General features: G+C 58.1%; 14 protein-coding genes and 3 pseudogenes. 6 read left to right on the forward strand and 11 right to left on the reverse strand.

Translation table 11 applies throughout. The annotated features are described in order from the left end of the window. Position 1 precedes the first annotated feature (1 nt). A complete protein-coding gene (gene istB, locus P9292_RS03745; RefSeq protein ID WP_244797622.1) occupies positions 2 to 790 on the forward strand; it encodes an IS21-like element helper ATPase IstB in 789 nt (262 codons plus the stop codon). Between the two features lie 385 nt (positions 791 to 1,175). Here istB and P9292_RS03750 read toward each other — a convergent pair whose 3' ends face one another. Next, on the reverse strand, positions 1,176 to 2,111 hold the full coding sequence (locus P9292_RS03750; protein ID WP_244797621.1) for a LysR substrate-binding domain-containing protein: 936 nt from the start codon (positions 2,109 to 2,111) through the stop codon (positions 1,176 to 1,178). A 119-nt stretch (positions 2,112 to 2,230) separates the two neighbouring features. Between P9292_RS03750 and P9292_RS03755 the strand changes: the two genes are divergently transcribed. The 3 genes and pseudogenes from P9292_RS03755 (at position 2,231) to P9292_RS03765 (ending at position 7,455) form a co-directional block, all read left to right on the forward strand. Then, the gene (locus P9292_RS03755) at positions 2,231 to 3,265 is read left to right on the forward strand and encodes a DUF1338 domain-containing protein (protein WP_244797620.1); all 1,035 of its coding nucleotides are present in this window, start codon (positions 2,231 to 2,233) and stop codon (positions 3,263 to 3,265) included. Next, a pseudogene (locus tag P9292_RS03760) lies at positions 3,262 to 6,214 on the forward strand (FAD-binding and (Fe-S)-binding domain-containing protein). The gene P9292_RS03755 and the pseudogene P9292_RS03760 overlap by 4 nt, the downstream one beginning before the upstream one ends. 38 nt (positions 6,215 to 6,252) lie before the next feature. Next, positions 6,253 to 7,455, forward strand: coding sequence for a PLP-dependent aminotransferase family protein (locus tag P9292_RS03765; RefSeq protein ID WP_244797618.1), 1,203 nt, complete (start codon positions 6,253 to 6,255; stop codon positions 7,453 to 7,455). Between the two features lie 274 nt (positions 7,456 to 7,729). Here P9292_RS03765 and P9292_RS03770 read toward each other — a convergent pair whose 3' ends face one another. From P9292_RS03770 to P9292_RS03815, 10 genes and pseudogenes are all read right to left on the reverse strand, one after another. Then, complete coding sequence (locus tag P9292_RS03770; protein WP_244797694.1) at positions 7,730 to 8,671, reverse strand: IS5 family transposase; 942 nt, start codon at positions 8,669 to 8,671, stop codon at positions 7,730 to 7,732. Between the two features lie 127 nt (positions 8,672 to 8,798). Further along, on the reverse strand, positions 8,799 to 9,260 hold the full coding sequence (locus P9292_RS03775; protein ID WP_280519449.1) for a GNAT family N-acetyltransferase: 462 nt from the start codon (positions 9,258 to 9,260) through the stop codon (positions 8,799 to 8,801). Between the two features lie 128 nt (positions 9,261 to 9,388). After that, on the reverse strand, positions 9,389 to 10,414 hold the full coding sequence (locus tag P9292_RS03780) for a MerR family transcriptional regulator (RefSeq protein WP_409015123.1): 1,026 nt from the start codon (positions 10,412 to 10,414) through the stop codon (positions 9,389 to 9,391). Positions 10,415 to 10,527: 113 nt separating this feature from the next. Beyond that, a pseudogene (tnpC, locus tag P9292_RS03785) lies at positions 10,528 to 12,111 on the reverse strand (IS66 family transposase). Between the two features lie 31 nt (positions 12,112 to 12,142). Beyond that, positions 12,143 to 12,496 (reverse strand): IS66 family insertion sequence element accessory protein TnpB, encoded by a 354-nt coding sequence (tnpB, locus tag P9292_RS03790; RefSeq protein WP_244797616.1) that lies wholly within the window; start codon positions 12,494 to 12,496, stop codon positions 12,143 to 12,145. Positions 12,497 to 12,954: 458 nt separating this feature from the next. Next, on the reverse strand, positions 12,955 to 15,891 hold the full coding sequence (locus tag P9292_RS03795; protein ID WP_244797615.1) for a Tn3 family transposase: 2,937 nt from the start codon (positions 15,889 to 15,891) through the stop codon (positions 12,955 to 12,957). A gap of 549 nt (positions 15,892 to 16,440) precedes the next feature. Continuing rightward, positions 16,441 to 18,207, reverse strand: a complete 1,767-nt coding sequence (gene arsA / locus P9292_RS03800) for an arsenical pump-driving ATPase (RefSeq protein ID WP_244797614.1) — start codon at positions 18,205 to 18,207, stop codon at positions 16,441 to 16,443. Positions 18,208 to 18,479: 272 nt separating this feature from the next. Further along, positions 18,480 to 18,931, reverse strand: a pseudogene (locus P9292_RS03805) (acetyl-CoA C-acyltransferase); the annotation flags it as partial. Between the two features lie 681 nt (positions 18,932 to 19,612). Beyond that, positions 19,613 to 20,962: an ATP-binding protein gene (locus P9292_RS03810; protein ID WP_244797692.1), complete on the reverse strand. Its 1,350-nt coding sequence runs from the start codon at positions 20,960 to 20,962 to the stop codon at positions 19,613 to 19,615. Beyond that, a complete protein-coding gene (locus P9292_RS03815; RefSeq protein ID WP_244797613.1) occupies positions 20,962 to 21,624 on the reverse strand; it encodes a response regulator transcription factor in 663 nt (220 codons plus the stop codon). Before P9292_RS03815 ends, P9292_RS03810 begins: the two co-directional genes overlap by 1 nt. A 151-nt stretch (positions 21,625 to 21,775) precedes the next feature. Between P9292_RS03815 and P9292_RS03820 the strand changes: the two genes are divergently transcribed. After that, positions 21,776 to 22,150, forward strand: coding sequence for a cytochrome b562 (locus tag P9292_RS03820; protein ID WP_244797612.1), 375 nt, complete (start codon positions 21,776 to 21,778; stop codon positions 22,148 to 22,150). Between the two features lie 34 nt (positions 22,151 to 22,184). Next, entirely contained in the window at positions 22,185 to 22,748 is a 564-nt protein-coding gene (locus P9292_RS03825) for a cytochrome b (RefSeq protein WP_244797611.1), read from the forward strand. Positions 22,749 to 22,872: the final 124 nt, after the last annotated feature.

A 22,872-nucleotide genomic window follows, 5' to 3' on the forward strand; every position in this document is an offset into this window, starting at 1 on the left:
CATGAATCCAATTCCCGAACTCACGTCTTCTCTTAAGCAATTGCGACTGTCCGGCATCCTCGACACGCTCGAAGCACGCAACCGTGAAGCCATCGACCGTAAGCTCGCCTATACCGATTTCCTGACGTTGCTTATCCAGGACGAGATCGCACGGCGCGATCACCGAAAGCTCGACGCCCGCATGCGCCGCGCGAACTTCCGTGGACAGAAGACACTGGAAGGTTTCGACTTCGACCGTCTACCCAATCTTAATCGCGCCGTCGTCCATGATCTCGCGACCTGTCGCTTTATCGATGAGAAGGTCAGCGTGCTAATCGCCGGTCCTTGCGGAACGGGCAAAAGCCATCTGGCGCAGGCACTGGGCCACTCCGCTGCCCGGCAAGGTCACGATGTCCTGTTCGTGACTCAGACCCGGCTTCTCAGCACGCTACGCAACGCGCAAGCCGTGGGCTCCTTTGAACGGCGATTCCAGGCGCTTGCCAAGGTGCCGTTGCTCATCATTGACGACTTTGGACTGAAACCCATGCGCACGCCCGAAGACGAAGACTTCCACGATCTGATTGCCGAGAGGTACGAGCGTACATCGACTGTCTTAACGAGTAATTTGGATTTTACGGAATGGGGTGACGCATTCGCGACCAACAAAATGCTCGGCGCCGCAACGCTTGATCGCCTGCGACACGCGGCATACCGCGTCGTGCTCGACGGCGAGAGCTACCGTGTTCCACGCCCGATGCCCGAGAGCAACAAATCAACACTTGCGAAAGGAGGTAAAAACAAGGATTCTTGATCCCCGTTCGAGCCCCGAATCAGGCGCCTTTCGCTGGCGCCATTACGCCGAAAACACCCGGCTCCTTTACGGCGAAAAGCAACAGTTGCAACACGTGATCACGAACATCACAGGTTTCACTGGAATGCGCATCATCCGCACGATCGTCGCCGGTGAACGCGATCCAGACAATTTGGCCGCGATGCGCGACGTCCGCTGCAAGGAAAGCCTTGAGACCATTCGCAGCGCGCTGGTGGGTAACTACCCAGCCAGAGCACGTCTTCGCTTTGAAGCAGGCGCTTGCGCTGTACGACTTTTATCAGCAGCGTATCGACGAGTGTGCCACACAAAAACTGCAGAGTGCCCGTCTTCGTCGTAAAAGATGCGCTTATGACGATGCAGTTCGTCACAATGTCAATAAGCCGTTCCTTAGGTCGTCACTGTGCGGGGCTTGTTCAAATTCCTTAGCCGCTTTGAGTATCCATTCGCGGAATCCCTGCAAAGGGGCACTGTGGCTCAAGTCCGTGGGATAGACGAGGTAGTAGGCGTCTTCGCTCGTCAGCGCGAAGTCGAACGGCTGCACAAATTTTCCCTCGTTGCGGTAGGCGGGTATTAAGAATTCCGGCACCAGTGCAACGCCTAAACCGCTCTCGGCAGCGCGGATGAGCATTGAATGGAGTTCGAATCGCACGCCTCTTGTCGTGCGCTCGTCCTCGACGCCCGCGACGTCGAACCAATGCGTCCAAGCTTCTGGCCGAGTGGTCGAGTGCAGTAAAGGATAGCGCAGTAGGTCCACGGGCTTGCGGACATCAGCGACCAGCGCAGGACTGACGATGGGGATCATGCGCTCGCCGAACAAAAAGTCAGCCGTCGTCCTCGGCCACGTAGGTTGACCATAATGAATGGCAGCCTCGAAGTGCGCTTCGTCAAACGAAAATGGATTGGTCCGGACGCCCATGTTTACCCGGATGTCAGGACGGTCGTTGTAAAAGTCAGATAGCCGAGGGATGAGCCACTCGGAACCGAACGTCGGAAGTACTGCCAGTTCCAAATAGCCTCCGCCTGAACCGTGGGCGACGATCGAGAGAGTGTCTCGATCCAATGTCTGTAGCGCGTCTCGGACCTGAGAGCTGTAGAGGCGTCCCGCTTTCGTCAAGACCACGCGCTGCTTGACGCGAACGAACAGCTGTATGTTCAAACTGTCCTCCAAGCCGTTGATCTGGCGCGACACTGCGCTTTCAGTAAGCGAGAGCTCTTTGGCAGCCAGCGTGAAGCTCTCGTGGCGAGCGGCCGCCTCAAAAGCGACCAGCGCCCCCACGCTCGGAATTCGATAACGTCTCACGTCGCCTGTTCCAAAAACGCATTAACTAGCAAGTTTAACTCGCTTTACGCCCTATGCGGAGGGGTCGAGAATAGATACATCGAGACGATTCCTTCTTATCTCATAGCGGAGCTTGTCCCATGTACAACCCTAATATCCAGCGGCTCCTCGACGGTGCTGTCGGCCCGGAGAAGGCCGAGTATCTGACGTCCATCCTCAACTTTCCGAAATCCCTTCGCGACTTCGAGCCCGGAATCGTTACCCGCGCAGAACTCGCTCAGGCTATGAATATGGCTTTGTTCGACGATCTCGTCGAACGCTCGCCGCAGGGTCGTGAGTACACCAAGGACGCCGTTGCCCAGGGCGGCGGTGTATTTTTCGATCACGGTGCAATTCGTACGGTGCGATGGGCCAACAACGGCGCGTTGCCACCGGGCGAAGCGGCATTTACTCGCATCTTGCTTCCTCTCGGCTTCAAGTTGAATGGCCGCTATCCGCTCGATCGGCTTGGAATGACGGGGCGCGCCTATGCACACATCGACGACCCGGAAGAAATCGCTCAATTCTTCGTTAGCGAGTTACATCCCGAGCGCTTTTCGACGAAGTTCCAGGATGCTGTAACGAACGTCGTGAAATCGTCGCGTGACCCGCTCACTCCCCTCGCGCAGTCGCAACTGCTTGAGTTACAGCGGGACGGAACATTGCCGTTGGAAGTGGCCGCCGCGTTGCTCCCGGTCCTCGTCAGAAGCTTCAATCGGCAGCATGACGTTCCAACTGTCTCCGATTACGAAATGCTGCTCCAGGAGTCCCCCGAAATGGCGTGGATCGCGACCGAAGGGAACGCGTTCAATCATGCGACCGATCGCGTCACCGATGTATTCGCGCTCAGCGATGCGGAAAAACGCAAGGGCCGGCCCATGAAGGAGGAAGTAGAGCGCTCACGATCGGGCCGAGTGTTCCAGACGGCTTACCGTGCAGACATCGTAGAGCGCGAACTCATCGATGCTGGCGGAACGCGGATTGCGCGAAAGGTTCCCGGATCGTTCTACGAGTTCATCACTCGTCGTCGGGAGCTCGATCGCACTACTGGAGCATGGAAAGTCGATCTGCGGTTCGATGCTGCAAACGCGCAAGGAATCTTCAAGATGACGGCAGGTCAGGCAGGTACCCAATGAGCAATGCCACGCCATTTCGCATCGAGGCCGGGGTCTTAACAGCGCTCACGTCGGATCTTGCACGCGTGATTCAGGGTGAGGTCCGATTCGACCGCGCAAGTCAGGCTCTGTATTCTTCGGACGCGTCGAATTACAGGCAGGTGCCGATTGGTGTGGTTATTCCGAAAATTGTCGACGACCTGGTTTCGACGGTGGCGCTTTGCGCCAAGCATGACGTACCGTTTCTCGCACGAGGTGGCGGCACATCTCAGAACGGACAGGGCGTTAATGTCGCCGTCGTTGCGGATACCAGCAAATACCTCAACAGAGTGACCCATCTGGTTCCTGACGAGGGCTACGCGATCGTCCAGCCGGGCACCATCTGCGACACACTCCGCGATGAAGCCGAGAAGCACGGCTTGACGTTCGCGCCGGACCCTGCGACGCATAGTCGATGCACGCTAGGAGGCATGATTGCGAACAACTCCTGCGGCGCGCATTCGGTTATGGCAGGCAAAACAGTAGAGAACGTCGAAGCCCTCGAAATCTTGACGTATGACGGAGCACGCTTCTGGGTCGGTCCGACGAGTGAGGAGGAACTCCGCGCAATCATCGCGTCCGGTGGCCGCCGGGGTCAAATCTACGCGCAACTCTTGTCTCTGCGCGATCGGTATGCATCTTTAATCCGTAGTAAGTTTCCAAACATTAAGCGGCGGGTGTCGGGATTCAACCTCGATCAGTTGCTGCCTGAGAATGGCTTCAATGTCGCCCGCGCACTGGTCGGCAGCGAGGGCACTTGCGCTGTCGTCCTAAACGCGAAAGTAAGGCTCGTGAAGAGCCCGCAGCACAGGACAATTGTCGTCGTCAGCTTTCCCAACATCTTCGTGGCCGCCGACGCCGTCTCGCATTTCATGCGTCTGACACCAATCGCGATTGAGGGACTTGATCGTGGCATTATCCGGGGTCTGCAAGCGCGAGGGCTGAAAGCAGAAGAGATCTCGCTTCTTCCAGAAGGAGATGCATGGGTCGTTCTTGAATTCGGCGCCGACACACTCGTGGAAGCTGTCGAACGCGCAGAGAAGGCACAGGAATATTTCGAAAGGGAGGCAGCTGAAAGCCCTATATCGACGAGAGCTTTCGCTGACGCAGCATCTCAGAGAAAAATCTGGTCGATCAGGGAGACGGGCGCCTCGGCTGTCGCTTTGACGATCGATCCTGACAAGCCGGACCCGATCGTCGGCTGGGAGGATGCAGCCGTCGATCCCCTTCGGCTGGGGGACTACCTTCGTGGCTTCCAAGCGTTAGTCGATCGTTACGGCTATGAGACGTGCCTCTACGGTCACTTCGGCGATGGCTGCGTTCATGCACGAATCACCTTTGATATTCGAACCGCCGACGGTGTCGCGAAGTGGCGGAATTTCTTGCGGGAAGCTGCCACGCTTGTCGTTGAGTATGGTGGCTCACTCTCGGGCGAGCACGGAGACGGCCAAGCAAAAGCTGAGTTTCTTCCCATCATGTTCGGTCCGGACCTGATGCGCGCAATGGAAGAGTTCAAATCGATCTGGGACCCCAAGAACCGGTTGAATCCCGGCAAGGTGGTACGAGCCTATCGCGCCGACGAAAACCTTCGTATGGGACCGGCGTACAAGGTGGTCAGCTTGACCACTCAACTAGATTTCAAAAGCCGAGAAGGGGATGGCCTCCAACGTGGAATCGAACGCTGCATAGGGATGGGTAAGTGCCGCTCCCTAGAAGGCAGCACCATGTGTCCCAGCTTCCGAGCGACGCGAGAGGAGCGATATTCGACTCGAGGCCGGGCTCACCTGCTTTGGGAAATGCTTCAAGGCGACGTCATCGTCGACGGATGGAAAAGTGAAGAAGTGAAGGAGGCACTTGACGCCTGCCTCGCCTGTAAGGGGTGCCGATCTGACTGCCCGACGCACACAGACATGGCATCGTACAAGGCCGAATTTCTTTCACATTACTACGAGACTCATGTGCGCCCACGGCAAGCGGCTTTCATGGGACGGATCGGACAATGGGCACCGATAGCTTCGAAGTTTCCGCGCTTGATGAATTTTCTGACTTCTGCGCCTGTCTTAGCGTCTATCGGCAAGCGCATCGCCGGAGTCGCCCCGCAGCGAAATCTCCCGCGGTTCGCCACGACGACGTTCCGAAGGGGCGTGGCGCCGGCGAAGAGGGCAGCAGTTTCCGACGGGGCTAAAAGGAAAGTCATCCTTTGGGTCGACACCTTCAACGACAATTTCACGCCCGAAGTCGCCCGTGCTGCATTTACGGTTCTTGTGCGGCTGGGTTATGAGGTCATCATTCCCTCGGAGGGGCTCTGCTGCGGACGTCCACTTTATGATTTCGGGCTCTTGAAGAAAGCAAAAGAGCAATTGAAGCGGGTCCTTACAAACCTAAGTCAAGAGATCTGGGCGGGGCTGCCGCTCATCGGACTGGAGCCTGGATGCCTCTCAGTGTTCAAAGATGAGCTCCTCAAGCAGTTACCGGACGACTTGCTGGCCCGCAGGCTGGCGTCGCAGACGCATCTTTTTTTCTGAATTCCTCTGTACTGCCCACATCGATTGGCCTAGGGTCGAGACGCGCGTACTTCTTCACGGGCACTGTCACCAAAAGTCTGTTTTCGGAATGGCCGGCGACGTTGCCATTTTGAAGAAGATCGGAGCTAACTTCACGGTTTTGGACTCCGGATGCTGCGGCATGGCAGGATCGTTCGGCTTCGACACAAAGCATTACGACCTGTCGCAAAAAATCGGAGAAAACGTCCTTTTTCCGGCTATTCGTGAAACGGACAGCGACACGGTCGTGATCACAAACGGCTTCAGTTGCCGTGAACAAATTCACGATGGCACAGGCAGGCGCGTCATGCACATTGCCGAGTTCGTTCTCGAAGTGCTTAGTGCGAGAGACGTTCATTTTCCTCAAATTGAACCTGTGTGTGCCTAAGGGCGAACAACTGATACGCCACCCTCCGAGAAATCTACATGTATAAATTCAGTGCCCCATTTACCAACCCGATCGGTTCCCCCATTCGAGAACTGTTTAAATACTTGAGCGAGCCGGGAATGATATCGTTCGCCGGTGGTTATCCGGCCTCGGATCTTTTTGACGTCGAAGGTCTCGGCGTGGCCGCCGAAGCGGCATACGCACGGAGCAACGTATGTCTACAGTACGGCCCAACGGATGGCATTCCAGAACTGCGGGATGAACTGGTCCGCTTGATGGCTTGTAGAGGAGCTAAGGTCGCTGGGCCGGAACTTCTCGTCACGACCGGTTCTCAGCAAGGCCTTGATCTCCTTCTTCGCGTTCTGTTGGAACCGGGTGACTCCGTTGTCGTCGAGCAGCCGGCGTACCCGGCAACGCTCCAAGCCCTCAAATTGCAACGAGCGAAGGTGAGAGCCGTAGGCATTGATCGTGATGGGCTTGACGTGGACGCGCTAGAAGAGCTTTTGAGCACGCTCCCGAAGACCGAGCGGCCAAAATTTCTTTATACGGTACCCAACTTCGCCAATCCCACTGGCGCGACACTCTCGAAACAGCGTCGCCTTCGTCTTCTGGAAATCGCTACTCGCTATGAGCTCTTCATCGTCGAGGACGATCCATACGGCGACCTGCGGTTTGCGGGCGAACCCATTCCCTCATTGTTGGCTATGACGGAGGACGTTCCCGGGTCCAAGAACTGGGTAGTGCACTTCTCGAGCCTCTCAAAAGTTGTTGCCCCGGGCTTGCGAGTGGGCTGGACAGTCGCACCGCTAGAGGTAACGAGACGATGCACGATTGCCAAGCAAACGGCTGATTTGTGCAGCACTCCTTGGACCCAGTTGACGGCTGCCAAGTATCTGCAGAGCGGTCGGTTGCCCGGACATCTGAATTTCATCAGTGATGCGTATAAAGCGAAGTGCGACGCATTGTGCAATGAACTTCAGGGGTTACTGGATGGGAGAATCGAGTTTCTTCGACCTGAGGGAGGCATGTTCGTGTGGGCCAGGCTCATCAGCGGGATTGATGCAAGCGAGCTTCTGAAGCGTGCGATTGATCGCAGCGTGATTTTTGTACCCGGCGTTGCGTTCTTCGCAAGCGACGCTGAATTATCCTCACTTCGACTGTCCTTCGCGGCTCCGTCGGTCGCCGACATCAAAGAAGGCGTGAATCGACTTACCGCGGCGTTCGCGGATATTAGTCGCTGATCGCGTCGGCTAAAAACATAGGAGACGAGCTACGGGCGTGCCGATTTTCCTCCGGCTGAAGCCGACTAGTATCTGTTCAAGCGGCAGAAAACTGCTAACGCATTGTGTAAAAAGCGAAGGAACCTCTGAACAACCCATTTTCTGCTTTGGATCTCTAATTGAACGCATTCGACATGAAGATCGGTTTGCCATCCGCATCGCTTGGACTGCTGCTGCGCGCGCTTTGATAAGTGCAGCCGCGCGCTGGCGCTGTGCATTCGATCTTCTTCGACCGTCACAGCACCTTGCGCACCATCCACAAATTGGCCAGCGCGAACTGCGTCTCGATCTGAGCCGTGTTCTTCGCCAAGCCGCGATACCGCGCTTTCAAATATCCAAACTGGCATTTCAGCACTCTAAACGGATGCTCCACCTTCGCTCTCACGCTCGCCTTCAAACGCTCGATCTTCTCGTAGATCCCATCGAGCCGTTTGCTCTTGTCCAGCTTGCGACGCTTGCTCGGCCTCATCGCCACGTGCCACTCAAGCGCGCCCGTCTCGCCTCGCTTCTCGATGCCCTGATAGCCCGCATCGGCAAATGCAATGCGCTCCTCGCCATGCAGCAACTCATGCGCCACCGTAATGTCGTGCACGTTCGCCGACGTGCACTTCACGGTGTGCACCAAGCCCGAATCGGCATCGACTCCGATGTGCGCCTTCATCCCAAAGTACCAACTGCCGCCTTTTTGCGTCTGGCGCATCTCAGGGTCTCGCGTGCCGGGCTTCTTCGTCGAACTGGGTGCTGCGATCAGGGTCGCATCGACCGCCGAGCCCACCTTGAGCATCAACCCCTTCGCTTGCAAGATCTCGTTGACCGTCGCGAGCATTGCGCCCGACAACGCGTGTGCTTCGAGCAAATGCCTGAACCGCAAGATCGTGCTCTCATCAGGCAGCCTCCTCACGCCCCCTTCCAGCAGCGCGAACTCCCGATACAGCGGGATGTCATGCAGCGCTTCCTCCATCGCCGGGTCCGACAGGCTGAACCACTGCTGCATGAAGTGAATGCGCAACATCGTCGCGATCCCAAACGGCGGACGCCCCGTTTTACCCTTGGGGTAGTACGGCTCGATGAGCGCAATCAGCTTTTGCCACGGCACCACGCGGGTCATCTCATCGAGAAATTCACGCTTGCGGGTGCGTTTGGTCGACAGATTCAAGCCCAGATCCAGTTGCGTCATCATCACACCTCGTTCGTTGAGCATGATTCAATCTTCTCTCATCTTCGCTCAATGGTGGGGGTTATGCAGAGGTTCCCGAACTTCATGCAACCGTTCTAGCGGGCGAATACTGATAGATCGTATGCGGTCAGGTAATGACGCCCCTCAATGAAGGGACCGTCTTGGAGAGTCGCTGGCCTTCTCTCAAGAAACCATGGCGCTCGTAGAAGTGGTGAGCAGCCTGTCGGTGGTCTCCGCTCGTCACTTCCAACTTTACACATCCGACCTGCCGAAACCAGTGTTCTGCAGCGTCAATCAGTGCGTTACCAACTCCCTTTCCTCGATATCGCTCGTCAACGACCATGCTAGTTATGCGTCCGAGACTGCCCGCCACGTGGAACAACGGTAGGGCGTGAAGGCTGATACTACCGATGACTTGTTCTCGTACAGATGCCACAATGATTTTATCCATCGGGCTCAGAAGCATCGCTTCAATCCTCTGGAGGACTAGGGCCGGGGTTGTCTGGTAGCCTAGTTGCTGCAGCAAGAGCGCGATTGTTACGTGATCCGATGATCGCGATTCACGGATGAGAATGCCTGAGGTCTTCATCACGTACAGAGTTCCAAGGTAGAAGATCTTCGTAGTCGCTTAGAGTTTGCCTTCGATAAGGCCCTAAACAGCGAGGCCAACCTAGCGAGAGCGCTTGGCGTCGCCGAATTTCGAGGTAATACGCGCGGTCAGGCCGGCTCGCGGCGTCGCGCTATCCGCTCACGTACTTCTGGCGATGCCAGGCATGTCGCAACAGCCTCGTACCCCGGCGCGCCAGGGTACGGTTCTACGCGGCTCGGAGGACTGTGATTTGCGGGGCAAAGCAGGATTGCCTCATCCGGTCCAACGGCCGCAAGATCCAGGATTGCTGATGAACGTGTCATCAAGAACAGTGGCCGTCCTCCGATCTTCGCACGTTGACGAAGGTGGACCATCAAGGCTTCCTGAGATGACTGGTCGAGATCCTGTTCGACCATATCGATCACCAATACAGCGGGGCCTTCCGTTTCGAGAGCAACAAGCAACGCAGTCAGCGCATCAGATTCTGTTGTCCCCTCGTCAACGAGCCAGTCCATGATCTGGGTGATGCGCAATCTGCGAGCAGGCTCAGTTTCCAGCAAGGTCTTCGCTGCGGCGCATCCATTGTCGAGCCGATCCAGACCAACGAAAGCTGCGTTTGGCAGAGTCTCCGCGAGACGATGGGCTAGCCGGGTCTTTCCGCTGCCTAGCGAGCCAATGATGTAGTTCAGAGGACGAATATCCCGAACTTCGAACCACTCACCATCCCAAGGCCATGGGAGCGCAAACGCCGCACCGATTTCGGCGGATCGATTCAGCAAACCGGTCAACTCTCCATCGGACGGCATCTGGCCGCGAGCCAGATCAGCTTGGATACTTCGAAGCTTGTCCAGTTTATGGATAAGCCCTTGGATTTCATTGTCGAGTGCCGCTTCGTGTGTCGACAACGCCGCGTTTAGGCTTTCGGGGTCACCGTCCAATACGCGCGCAACTTGAGCCAGGCTGAGTCCGAGCGTGCGCAGAGTCACAATCTCGGCAGCTCGGACTATATCGTCAGGTCTGTACGTCCGATACCCTGCCGGTGTGCGCCCGGGATTTATCAAGCCCTGCTGCTCGTATATGCGCAAAGCCTTGATCGATACGCCAAGCCGTCTGGCTGCTTCCGAAGCGTTCAGCCACGAATTAGAAGAGCACATAAGTCCGTCGTCCTTGTGTTGACCAAGTGCAGCCAGCATGAGGGCGGCCCCAAGGGCCGAGTCAACACATTATCGGACTGTTTTCCGAGACACTGCCTGTTTCCTCACCACCATTACGGAGTCGCCTTGGTTGACTCGGGCATGTTCCAAGGCAGCAACGCGTCGTAGTCTTCGGCGGCTTGCCAGTGGGAGTCGCACGAACAACCAGGTCAGGTAACGATATGGGTCGATGCTGTTGGCCTTTGCCGATTCGACGAGCGTATAAAGGTTAGCGCTCGCGTTTGCGCCGTCGACGGTGGCACTGAACAGCCAGCTGCGGCGTCCAACACAGAATGGACGAATCGCATTTTCGCAAGGATTGTTGCTAAGCGGCCGGTCCCCGTTCTCAACGTAACGAATTAGCTTGGGCCACTGCGCGCGTAGGTAGGTCAGCCCTTTGCCAAGCAGACTTTTGGGTACTACACCTGGTGATTGCTCTATCATCAGAGTGTTGATCGCTTCGAGCACACGTGTGTATCGTCGTCGTAGCCGCTGTCGTCGTTGTGCAGACCACGTTTCACTGCGTGCCTCGGCAGCGAACAGTTTTCCGATCAGCTTGATGAAACGCGTGGCGAGCAGGTCGGGCGTGCGCGCTTTTTTCGGCACACTGTCTTCAGCCTTAACGAAGTACCTCCGAACGTGAACCCAACATCCAAGGTGTTCCAGTCCGTGGCGATGGGCGATGTCGTTATAGGGTTCGTAGCCGTCCGTCATCAGGACTGTTCCCCTGCGAATGCCGGCGAACAGCCTGTCGGCCAGCTTCGTGCCTCGCCCCGGGGTATAGGTAAAGCAACGAACGGGAACGCCCGAACCGGTCATCTGCGCCCAGAGGTAACTTTTCGTTTGTGGCCGACGACCTTCCTCCTTTAGCACTTGGAGTGTCGTCTCGTCGCAGTAGATCAGCCCGGCATCAAGCAGCACGTCGCGCATGAGGTTCACCACCGGCTGTGCTGCGAGGCCGACACGGACCATGCTGGCTGCGATCGTGTTCGACGAGATGTCCCCGCCGAACCGACGCAGCAAACCAGCCTGACGATACAGCGGCATGCCGAACTGATACTTCCCCGTGGCGATCCACGCGAGCGCCGATTCGCTCAACAGTCCGCGCGGGATGATGCGTGCCGGCGCGGGTGTGACCTTGATACCGAGATCGCAGCACGGGCAGGCGTATTTGACGCGCTGATGCTGAATCACGCGAAGCTGTTCAGGTATTACGTCGAGCTGCTCGCTGATTTCCACGCCAAACTCGACGAGTGCGTGCCCGTCGTTGGCGCAGAAACGTTCGGATTCTGGCAGTTCATGTCGCACGATATCGCGCGGCAGGTTAGGATCGAGTGGCTTGCGATGACCACGCTTCTTGCGCGTGTGTGCGGCCACCGTCGTTGCCGGAGTGTGCTCCCGCGCAGGCGTTGCATTCAAGCCGAGCGTTTCAGCTTCGTTGAACAGGCCGGGTTGATCGAAATTCCGTGCTTCCTCTTGGCGCCGAATAACTCGTGGCGGTACGCACGCAGGCGCTCCTCGGCAAGATCGCGCTCCGCAGTCACCAACCGCAAGGCCCCGCGCAACGCCTCCTGCTCTTCGCGCAATGCGCGAGCAGCATCGCGCTCGGCGAGCAGCGCTTTCAGTTCCTCGGCGGTGATCGTGACGTTGACCGACATGCTGCATTAGACCATGATGCCGACCGGCTGTTCAGCTCACACGTAGATAGTCATGCTTCGGGTGTCGGCGAATCGTCGTGATGTCATCACCGTCGAGCAGTGCGTGCAATACGCTGGTTGTCAGCGTCACGACCTCCGCCTTGTTGTCAGGCCAGCAGAAGCGGCTTGTTTCAAGGCGTTTCGTCATAAGCCAGAACGCGCTACCATCCCAGCAAAGGATCTTGATTCTGTCGCGACGCCGGTTTCCGAAGATGTAGAGCGAGGAGTCCATCGGATTGAGGTGCATCGCCTGCTCAACGAGTATCGACAGGTTGTTCATCCCGTAGCGGAAGTCGACCGGATCGCGATGCAGATACACTTTCAGCTTTTCGTCGAACCGGAACACGGCAACCTCCCCAGAATCTGGACGAGTGTCTCAGTTCGTCCTGAGTTGCAATCGTTCCGCCGAGTTCGAGCTCGACACCGTTGGGCAGCCGAACCTGCAACGCGAGCGTCATCGACGGTGGCGCCGGTGAAGGAAATATCGGTGGTGGTGCCGCAATAACCGGCACAAAAGGCTGCTGCGGAGGATCGATCGCTCGTGACCGGGCGGGTGCCATGTCGATCGACACATTGTCGATTGCCTTGGTTTCCCGTAAAGGGGTGCCCTTGATTTCGGTGCATTTTTCCGGGTAGGGCTGCCCAAGCCAGACGCGGCTCCGCCTTGTGTCCCCGTATAAATTCATCTTTCTATCAAGCACCTGCTGACTACCCGGTCGAAGCCCTCCAGTTTGCGTGCGGCGTAAATGAGCGAAATTCCAGACGCTGTCTGGAATATCGGTTCAGCGCGCAGGATTCGATCGATTACGCTTGGCGACTAGCGGCAGAGGCGCGCGGATCACTCGCGAGACTTGGCAAGATTCGTCGCGCGTACCGAGCCACCGGGAAATTGAATGTCCCGCGCAGATTGATGCCCTCGAGGTGCGTCGGGGCAATCCGCCTTAACTGTTCAGAATCCAGTGGCTGACCCGTGGCAATCTGTATTTCATCTAGGGCACGTTGCATGTGCGTGGTGTTCCACGCCATCAGGATATTCGAAAGAAGTGTAAGTGCGGAGGAGACCGCAGACAGTGATTCCTGACGTCGAGCGAGTTCAACAGGAATCTTGCCGATATGGATCGCACGCTGGACGTTGTGCACTGCCTCTCCCCGGTTCAGCACATGCTGCAGCTCGCTCCTGAACGCCATGTTGGTGAAGTAGTCGATCAGGAAGATGCTTCTGAACAGACGGCCGATGTGAACGCCACCCTCGTACACGGTCTGTCCACGCGCTGCCGAGCCGAAGCGGGTGAGGGCGTCGACTGCTGTGCACTTTCCCGAACGTATGGAGGCGGCGATCCTCACAAACTCGTCCCAGACTTCCGCGATGAGATCGACTCTGACATCGCGATCAGTAATCGATGCAAGTTGCGGCGGGACGTTGTGCCTGCGGGGAACGTGAAGGCGACGGTCGCGAAGATGCGACAGGCGAGGGCACAGATCAAAGCCGAGTATCCGCGCCATGCCCATCGCAAAATCAGTGTATCCATGCGTGTCGACCGCAAGCTGCGCAATATCGGTGGTTGCGCTCTGACGCACGACACCTTCGATTGCCGCGCCGGCTTGACGCTCATTTAACACAATGGGCTGATCGTAGAAGATGCCCCAACGGTCGAGCACGTGCGTATACATTCCGATCGATGCTGTACGACGCCGTGGATCAGCGCGGGCCTGCCAGACAGAGCGCGTTGTCTCAAGTGACATCATGTCGGATGATGCGAGATCTGCCCGCCCCCAATGAGCAGCGACAGGATGCTCATGCATGAACTCGAGAACGGCATCGGCTGCAAGACGAAGCATCCTTTCATCCTCGAGTCGCTTCATCATCTGGCGAATCGCGGCGGGCGAGACCTCCGGAACCATCCGGGAGATATCTGCGGCCGAAAGCGAAGTTCCGTGCGCCAGTACAGCCGAATAAACCATCAGCAATTCGATCCGCGATCGGGGTTCACGTCCCAGCAGGACCCAGCTGAAGCGGGTCGCGCTATCAATCTCGAGAATGATTTCTGGTAACTGGCCGGGCGGATGGGCTTCGAAGATTGCGCGCCGCAGGTGATCGGTCTCTGCGCTTTCGGGCTGGGCCTGCAACGGATCCAGATGTACCGCCGTGTCGATCCGCACCTTACCGTCGTCCACTGCGTGGCGAAGCAACTCAAGGCGCTGGTCAAGGTGCGCCAGGATCGGATCCAGAAATTCCTTGGGGTCCTGAGGTAGGCCGAGATGCCCGTACAGATTGTTCCGCCTCGTTGGCCACTCGTCGGCAGGGATCAGCATGTGAGTCTGGCTGCGGAACGAGAAACTGTGCCGGACAAAGATGGTGCCATTGCGCAACGCGACCCGGAGGGCAAACAGCGTGGCCCATTCAAAAGCGATCATTGCCTTGAGGCGGTCGTAGCCGTCGATCGCTTCGCGCCATGCCCGACCGAGCCGGACGTTCACGCCATCGGGCAGCAGATAAACATGACGTCGATAGAGACCTCGCAGCAGGACAATCGCGTCGAGGACCGGATGTGCCGCTTCCGCTTCGAACGGCAATTGCACAAGACGCATGAGCAGATTGCGCGCGGAATGACGTCTAAGAATGAGGCGTTGACGGATCTGGCTGCGCCTGTTTGGCGTATGGGGTTGCAGAACCTGATCGGCCAACACGCAAAGCTCTATACGCAGGGTTTCATGCGACAGCGAATCGTCGGTGGCCAATGCTTTCACGGCGACAGCAAATTCGTGGAGCTGGTCCGCGGCCTTTACCCTTGCAGCGTCGACGGTATGAGATGCGTCGTTGACGGCTTTCTGTACCCAGCGTCGCAGCATTGAAAGCACCTGGTCTGTCGATGTACACAGGGCATATCGCATAAAGCATGCGGCCTCCAGCCTTCGGCCGTGCGGCTCGATCCGCTTGCTGATCGACGGTGGCCGGCTGGCGCAACGGCGCGCGTAGTGACGAACGATCGCATCGTTACACCCAGCCGGCCAGTTCGCGGCCACGCCGTACATGGTGAGCAGATTGACCTTGTCGAGCACTTCGCCCATCTGGTGAGTCGATCCGCGAAGAGGCACAGCCCACAACCAGCGTTGCAAACTGGAATGGTCTCCATGCGGCAGGGGGAGAAGGCGCGCCCAGCTGTCCAGCCTCTCCTCACCGAGCGACTGCTGAAGCGTCTCGTGCAGGAGTGCCTCGATATCATGCACTGCCTGAACGATAAACTGTCTCAGCATGCGATCGGGTGGTATCACGATCCGGTGCTCGTAGAACCAGCGCTTGAGCTCACTCATCAGCTGGCCGCGTTCCGGACGGCCAGTGAGCTGTTCCTTGAGCCATCTGATGACGTATCGACGCTGATGCTCTGCGATCGACCGGAAATTGACGACGGTCTGGGCGAACCTCTGGTGATCAGACAACGTTTTCAGGTTGCCATCGTAGATCGATCGAAGCGTCCCGACGTCCGGCGACTGTATGCCCAATTGTCGGCCGAGGTGTCGCAGGAGGACGGTGGGGATCTGCTTGTACGAGTCGAGTGTCCTACCGGTCATCCGTATAAACCCGACATGCAATGCCATGGCCAGACGGTAGAGATCGGAGCGCCGGGAGTCGATGCTCGCAAGTTCGCGTCTGGAAAACGTGAAGAACGTATTGAGTTCGAATTCGCTGAGTTCACGCGGCACCTGCCGGATCCCGAGATATGCCATTCGCCAGTGATCCATCTCGAGTGCTCCGCATCGACGATGAGAGCGACCAAGCGTAGCGAGGCAAAATCAGTTGCGCTACAGTAGAAATCGGGATGGCTGTCCTGAGCGCAACGACTAAGGATGGTGCCGGAACACGGCGTCGGTTGATCGGCGCTTCTGCACGTTTGATCGTTTCTCATTTGGATCGCGTGACGCGCGGCGTTAGCCGGATGGCTCAGTGGCCACGCCCGAGATTTCCAATCCGCAGCTGACATCCAATACAACGAATTTTTTCGTCGATGAGGTGTCGTAGCAAAATATAGGACTCCTATTAAAAATTGATAATAAAGCTTATGTCAAATACGTAGAGTCCTATTCAAGATTCGCTTGGGTGTGCCACGCCCTATGCTTCTTCATCACGCGATCTCTGACGTATGACCGACTCGTCGGTCCACGTGTCGGGCGGCTGCGATGAGCGGCCGACCGATGTCGCTGGCACGAATGTGACGGCGAACAGTGCGAACCCTTTCGCGACTGTCACCCGAGCCAAGGCGCGTGTATATGCTTCAAAGGCAGCCTCGGCCGTCAGTCGCCTTCAAGTAGCTTTTCAAGCCCAAGGATTCCCACCGGTGGATCGGCTCGCCATGGAACCACATAGACCCCATGTTTCGATAGCGTTGCCACCCGCTCCATTTGCTTTCTTTCACTGTTCAAACGCGCCAGCAGCACTGAGTCATTAGTATCCGTGGCCAGCAATGACCGGTTGACCACCCATGCAAATGGTTCGATATCGGCCCTGCGTAGATCTTCCTGTAATGCCGCTGCCTGTGACACCGGCGTCGTTTCTGGCAACGTGACCAAGATGATCCTCGTGTAGTTAGTATCCTGCAATCGCATCAACGGTGTCACGATCCGGCCGGGAGCCTTGTCGTCAAACGCGCGTACCATCTGACGATGGTAGGCGCCCGCGGCGTCCATCAGCAACAGAGAGTGACCGGTCGGAGCGGTATCCAGTACCACGAATGAGCTGCCAGCCTGAGACACGACATGCGAGAAGGCATGAAACACAGCGACCTCTTCAGTACAGGGGGATCGTAGGTCCTCAATGAGCAGTGCCTTCTCGTCCTCTGTCATTCGGGGCGCACGTGCAGCCACGATCTTGTCCACATACTTCTTGGTTTCCACTTCGGGGTCAATGCGCCCCACAGTGAGTCCCGGGACATTTCCCTGAAGGGTCATCGCCAGATGCGCAGCTGGATCAGTAGTGGTCAAATGCACCGACTTCCCGCAGCGAACCAGCCCCAAGGCGATAGCGGACGCGATAGTTGTCTTGCCGACGCCACCTTTGCCCATGACCATGATCAGCCCCCGATCGGCGTGGGCCAATTCCTTAACCAATTCCGACATCGGGTGGTGTGCAAGGTGCGTGGGCACGCCGCGAGGAACATTGCTTACCCATGTCAATTCCGGGGCCAAGAGGGCTCGGAGCGCAGGTAAGCCCACTGAGTCCACTGCGCGCAGCGGCACATAATCCGTAGGAAGCCGGCGCAGCGCTTCCGGCATGGCTGCGAGAGCCTTCTTTCCCAAGGCATCAAGAGCGTCGCCAATGCGGTCATGGGATTGGCTTGCCTGGAAAACCGCGTTCAGGACAAGGCGCTGATTTGCCAGCCCCAGATCTCGTAGCTCGGATGACGTACGCGCGGCCTCTTCCAATGCGCCAGTTTCGGGCCGGGCTACCAGCACGATGGTTGTCATACTCGCGTCGTTAAGTGCCGCCAACGCCTGATTGAAGAGTTTCTCCTGCATTTTCAAGCCGGAATGCGGCCCCAGGCAGGACGCCCCTCGGTCATTACCCTTAAGGAACCCGCTCCACGCTTTGGGCAGGCTCAACAACCGCAGCGTGTGCCCGGTGGGGGCTGTGTCGAATACCACATGATCAAAGTCAGAGGCGCCGTGAGAAAGCAAGCTGGAAAACTCATCAAACGTGGCAATCTCGGTGGTGCAGGCACCTGATAGCTGTTCTCGCACGGTCGCAATTTCGTCGGCACTCGCCTCGGGGTCCATCTGTTCGACAACGCGAACGCGATAGTTCTCCGCGGCGACGTCTGGGTCGATGTTCAGTACGCGCAGTCCGACCACGCCCGGTACCGGGACCGGAGTATTGATCAATTCAATACCGAGCATTTCGCCAAGATTGGACGCGGCATCTGTGCTAACCAACAAGATCTTTTTGCCGGCGTCGGCCAGCGCGATAGCCACGGCGGTGGAAACCGAAGTCTTTCCCACTCCACCTTTTCCGGTGAAGAACATGTATCTGGTCGGTGCTTCCAGTAACGCGAGTCGTGATGGCATGTGGTTTCCCGTTCTGATTGACCTTTAATCATCTTGCATTCGGTTGTCACCGTCTGAGATTCACCGCAACAATAACGCTATGGCCGGGGCGCTCCGAGGAAGAATCAGTGCGCGTATCACAGCGTCTCAAGCGCCAGCACTATGCCCTGCCCTCCGCCGAAGCACAGCGTCACGATTCCGCGTCGGCCTCCGCCGCGCTGCATCTGGTTGCAGCAACCGTGTGGTCAGTACCGCACAGCTCGCGCCGATCGGATGACCGCCCCGCCTTCCGCGTTGAGCCCATCGAGCAGCATGCTGTCGAACAGCGTCACATCGCCCATTCGTGCTCCCCAGCGCCCCGGCGGCAGTAAGTAGGGGCTACGTTCCATGTTTTCCATGCCGCCCACGATCGCGCAATCAATCATGCCGGCCTCGATTTCGGTAGCAGCATTGGCGATCGCCTGCGTGCCCGATCCGTAGACGCGGTTAACCGTGAGCGCCGGGACCTCGATCGGCATTCCGCCGGAGATACCGGCCGGTCGCGTCGGATTCATCTTCACGCCTGCTTGAATGACATTTCCCATGACCAGCGCCTGCACTTTGTCGGCCGGCAATCCGGCGCGCTTGAGGCATTCGCGGATAACGGAGCTCCCAGCGCTGGCGCGGGCAGGTCCTTGAGTGCTCCTCCATAGGTGCCTATCGCGGTGCGCACCGGGCTGCACAAGACGACTTCGACGTTGCTTATGACTTTGCTCCTGACAGGAATGACGCGTGAACGACGTGGCACGGCGGACCGTGCCTGGCAATGTGGGAGCGGATGTATCGAATACCACCCGATCTTTCTCTACGTTCAGGTGCAGCGATTCCCTTACCGATAGGTCTCGTCAGTGTCGACAACAATCTTCGTCGATTGATTCGAGACGTGGGGGCGGTCCTGGCGGACTTCACGAGATGCATCTCGACATAGCATATGTGTCCGTTGACCGGGAGCGCCTCATTGCATCGGGTACATGGCCGGGCCTCATCACGATGACGTGTCGTGGTCTTGCATCGGATGGCCTTTCATCATGCCTGCGGGAGTTCGATTCATTTTGACGTGTGTCAATGCCTGTACCGACGCCGATGGGCGAACTGACACGACGAGGTTGGGCCACAGCATCTGCAACAGAGCAAGGAAGCCGAGTTGAAAGGTTTCGAGCGGGAAATCGGCGGACTGTGGAAACGGATCAGTCTCATGCAGGCGCAGGCGGACGCGATGATGACCGTACTTCAGGCAGCAATGCCGGCTGTAGGAGACTCGCCGACGTGTGCGGCAGCTGTTCACGAGATATTCGATACGCGGATGACCAATCGGCTCTGTCGGGGCGTCGATGAAGAGTTCGTCAACGATAATGTCACGAACCGTCTGGTCCTGCCTCTCTGTCGACTAGGGCATATGCAAAGGAAGCGCGACGCTCACGCCGAACCCCTTCCCATCAATTCCTGACGTGTACGCCAGTTTCCCGCGCAATTTGGCCACGATGCGTGCGACGATCGACAGGCCCAGCCCGCTTCCTTTCTCGACGTGATTCGCTGCACGAAAGAAGCGATCGTGCAGACGTGGCAGGTTCTCCTGCGCGACACCGGGGCCGTCGTCGCGCACCTCGAGAAACACCGCGTCGGGATCGCTCCAGATAGCAATTTCCACGCGCCCCTGCGCGTGCCCGTACTTGATTGCATTGTCGACGAGATTGTCTAGCAGTATGCGCACCAGCGCGGGCGGCGCACGCACGATGGTCGCTGCATCGGCCTGCAGCGTCAGCGAAATCTGCTTGTGATCCGCAAAGGCATGCTGGTCGACGATGCATGCATTGGCCATGTTCGCGAGATCGACTCGCGCACTGGGAAGCGGCGCGCTTTCCTCGAGCCGCGCCAGCGCGAGCAACTGATCGGCCAGGTGCGTGCTCCGGTCCACCGCTTCCACGACGCGCTGCATGGCGCGACGCTGACGTTCCGGATCGCGCGCGGTGAGCGCGACTTGTGCCTGGACCTTGATAGCGGCGAGCGGGGTTTTGAGTTCGTGTGCCGCGTCACCGGTAAAAGCGCGCTCGCGATCCAGCGACTGGCGCAGACGTTGCAACAGCGTATTGAGCGCAGCGACGAGCGGAAAGACCTCGTCTGGAACGCCTTTGTCCGCGACGGCGTCGAGACTGTCGGGTGATCGTGCCTCGATCGCTTCCGATAGTGTGCGCAAGGGTGTCAGGCTGCGGCCGATCGCAAACCAGACAAGCATGGCCAGCACAGGCAACACCAAAGCGAGTGGACGGGCGATGCGCAGCGCGACCATCGAGGAGAGCTCCGAGCGATGCATGCGCTGCTGGAAGATTCGCACGGTACGGCCGCGCGCGGTATCGCCGAGCACGTAGACACGCCACTTCGCATCGTCGACCCGTAGCAGGCCGGATGCTTGGGCAGGCCGTGCCGGCAGGCCAAGCGACGATAGACCGGGACTCGCGGCCAGCAACCGTCCATCTGCAGCAGTCACCTCATACAGCAGCCGCATTGACGAATCGTTGTCTCCGTCGTCGTCGCGAGGCGCGAGGCTCGCGCCCGCAAAAGCCGGCAGATCGCGCACGTCGAGCACGAGCAGCGCACGGGCGACCTGTTCGATGCGTGTTTCGTCCCATTCCTCGACTTCATGGATTGCCTGGTGATAGCTCGAATAAAGCGAGTACAACCACACCAGTACGATGGCAGATAACACCAGCAAGGTCAGACGTCGCCGGATCGACCGCATCACGTTGCCTTCTCCACCACATAGCCGACGCCGCGGATCGTCCGGATCAACTGGGCGCCAAGCTTCTTGCGCAGGTTCGAGATATGCACCTCGATCGCATTGCTTTCGATCTCCTCGTTCCAGCCGTAAAGGCTGTCCTGGAGACGCGCGCGAGAAAGAGGACGGCCCTGATTCGCCAGCAGTTCGACCAGCAGTGCGCACTCGCGCGAACTGAGCGCGATGCGCTCGCTTCCGCGCATAACCGTCAGGCGCTCGGGATCAACCAGCAGGTCGCCGTATTCAATCGTATCCGTGCTTCGGCCCTGCGAACGCCGCACGAGCGCGCGACAACGCGCGACCAGTTCCGTCAGGTCAAACGGTTTGCCGAGATAGTCATCGGCGCCGGCGCTCAGGCCACTCACCCGGTCGGCAACGGTGTCGCGCGCGGTCATGACAAGCACGGGAGTATGATCACGGCGCTTGCGAATCCAGTCGAGCAGTTCGGTTCCCGACACGCGGGGCAGGCCAAGATCGAGTACGACCAGGTCGTATGGCGTGGTTTCCAGCGCTAGTTGTGCGTGCTTGCCGTCGCACGCCCAGTCGACCGTCATGCCAGCCTCGATCAGGCCGTCTTCCACGCCGCTGCCAATCAGCCTGTCGTCCTCGACCAGTAATACGCGCATCGTGGTGCTCCTGTTCGTTCCAGGCGGCAACGATAACCGCTTAAACGGGCGTGTATCAAGCCCGTGCGCCGCCATGGCGGTTCGTTAAGATTCCGTTAACCTGACCTGCTTATTCTCGCGGGCATTCACCGTCCTTACAGGATCAATGCCCATGGCTAAGCTGCCGTTCCCCCCACATTTCCGCACGTTGCTGTGCGTCTCGCTGCTTGTGGCCGCGCCGTTGGCCCATGCAGGCGAGATCAAAACACTGATGAAGGACATGAAATTGGCCATGCAGGGCGCGATGTCCAGCACCACGATACCCGAGCTGCGCGGCTACGTGACCAGGCTCGAAAGCGACGCGCAGCGGGCAAGCCATCAGCCTTATCGCAGCGACCCATCCACCTACGATGAGGGCATGCAGGCGCTGCAGCAGGAACTGGCCGAGGTCGACCGTGCAATCCAGGCAGACGACATGGACGCCGCCAAGCGCGCATTGCGCCGGATTAACGGTACGAGGAAGCATTATCACGACCTGCTGGGCTGACAAACCTGAAACGCGTTTGCACAGGAATCCCTACATGAAACACACGTCCCGCTACCCCTTCTCGATCAGCTTGCTGCACTGGCTGGTGACGGTCGCGCTGCTTGGCAATCTGATCATCGGCTGGATGCTCGACGACAACGAGGATCTGCTAACACTCCACAAGTCGATCGGCATCGTCATCCTCTTTCTGGTCTCGGTTCGCGTCGCGAACCGGTTGCGGATGCGGCGACGGCTGCCGCCGTCGACCAACCGGCCCGGTACGCCCGCTTACCTCGCCGAGAAGGCCGTTCATCACCTCCTCTACGTGTTGATGCTCGCTATTCCGCTGCTCGGTTGGCTGAAGACCAATGCTGCAGGACACGTGGCAAGTTGCTTCGGACTCTTCTCGCTGCCAACGCTGGTATCGAAAAGCCGCGATCTGTCGCACTGGTTGGGGGAGTTGCATGCGCTGACGGCCTACGGGCTGGCTGCACTCGTCGGGTTGCACGTGTTGGGGGCGCTGGCGCACCGGGTACTCAAGTCGGAAAACATTCTTCCCCGGATCCTGCCTTTGCCCAGGCGTGTCGAGCAGAAGATGCCAACAAGTGATCGAGGTTGAGTCGTCCGCGCGGTAATCAGATCAAATGCGACTGGACAAGCCGCTGGCACGCTCTGCATTCAGAAAATAGCAACGACTGCTCGCTGCCTTTTTCGAAGGTCATTTTCGCTCTTGGCATGGTACG

It is taken from the genome of Caballeronia sp. LZ001 (assembly GCF_031450875.1).
Classification (GTDB): domain Bacteria; phylum Pseudomonadota; class Gammaproteobacteria; order Burkholderiales; family Burkholderiaceae; genus Caballeronia.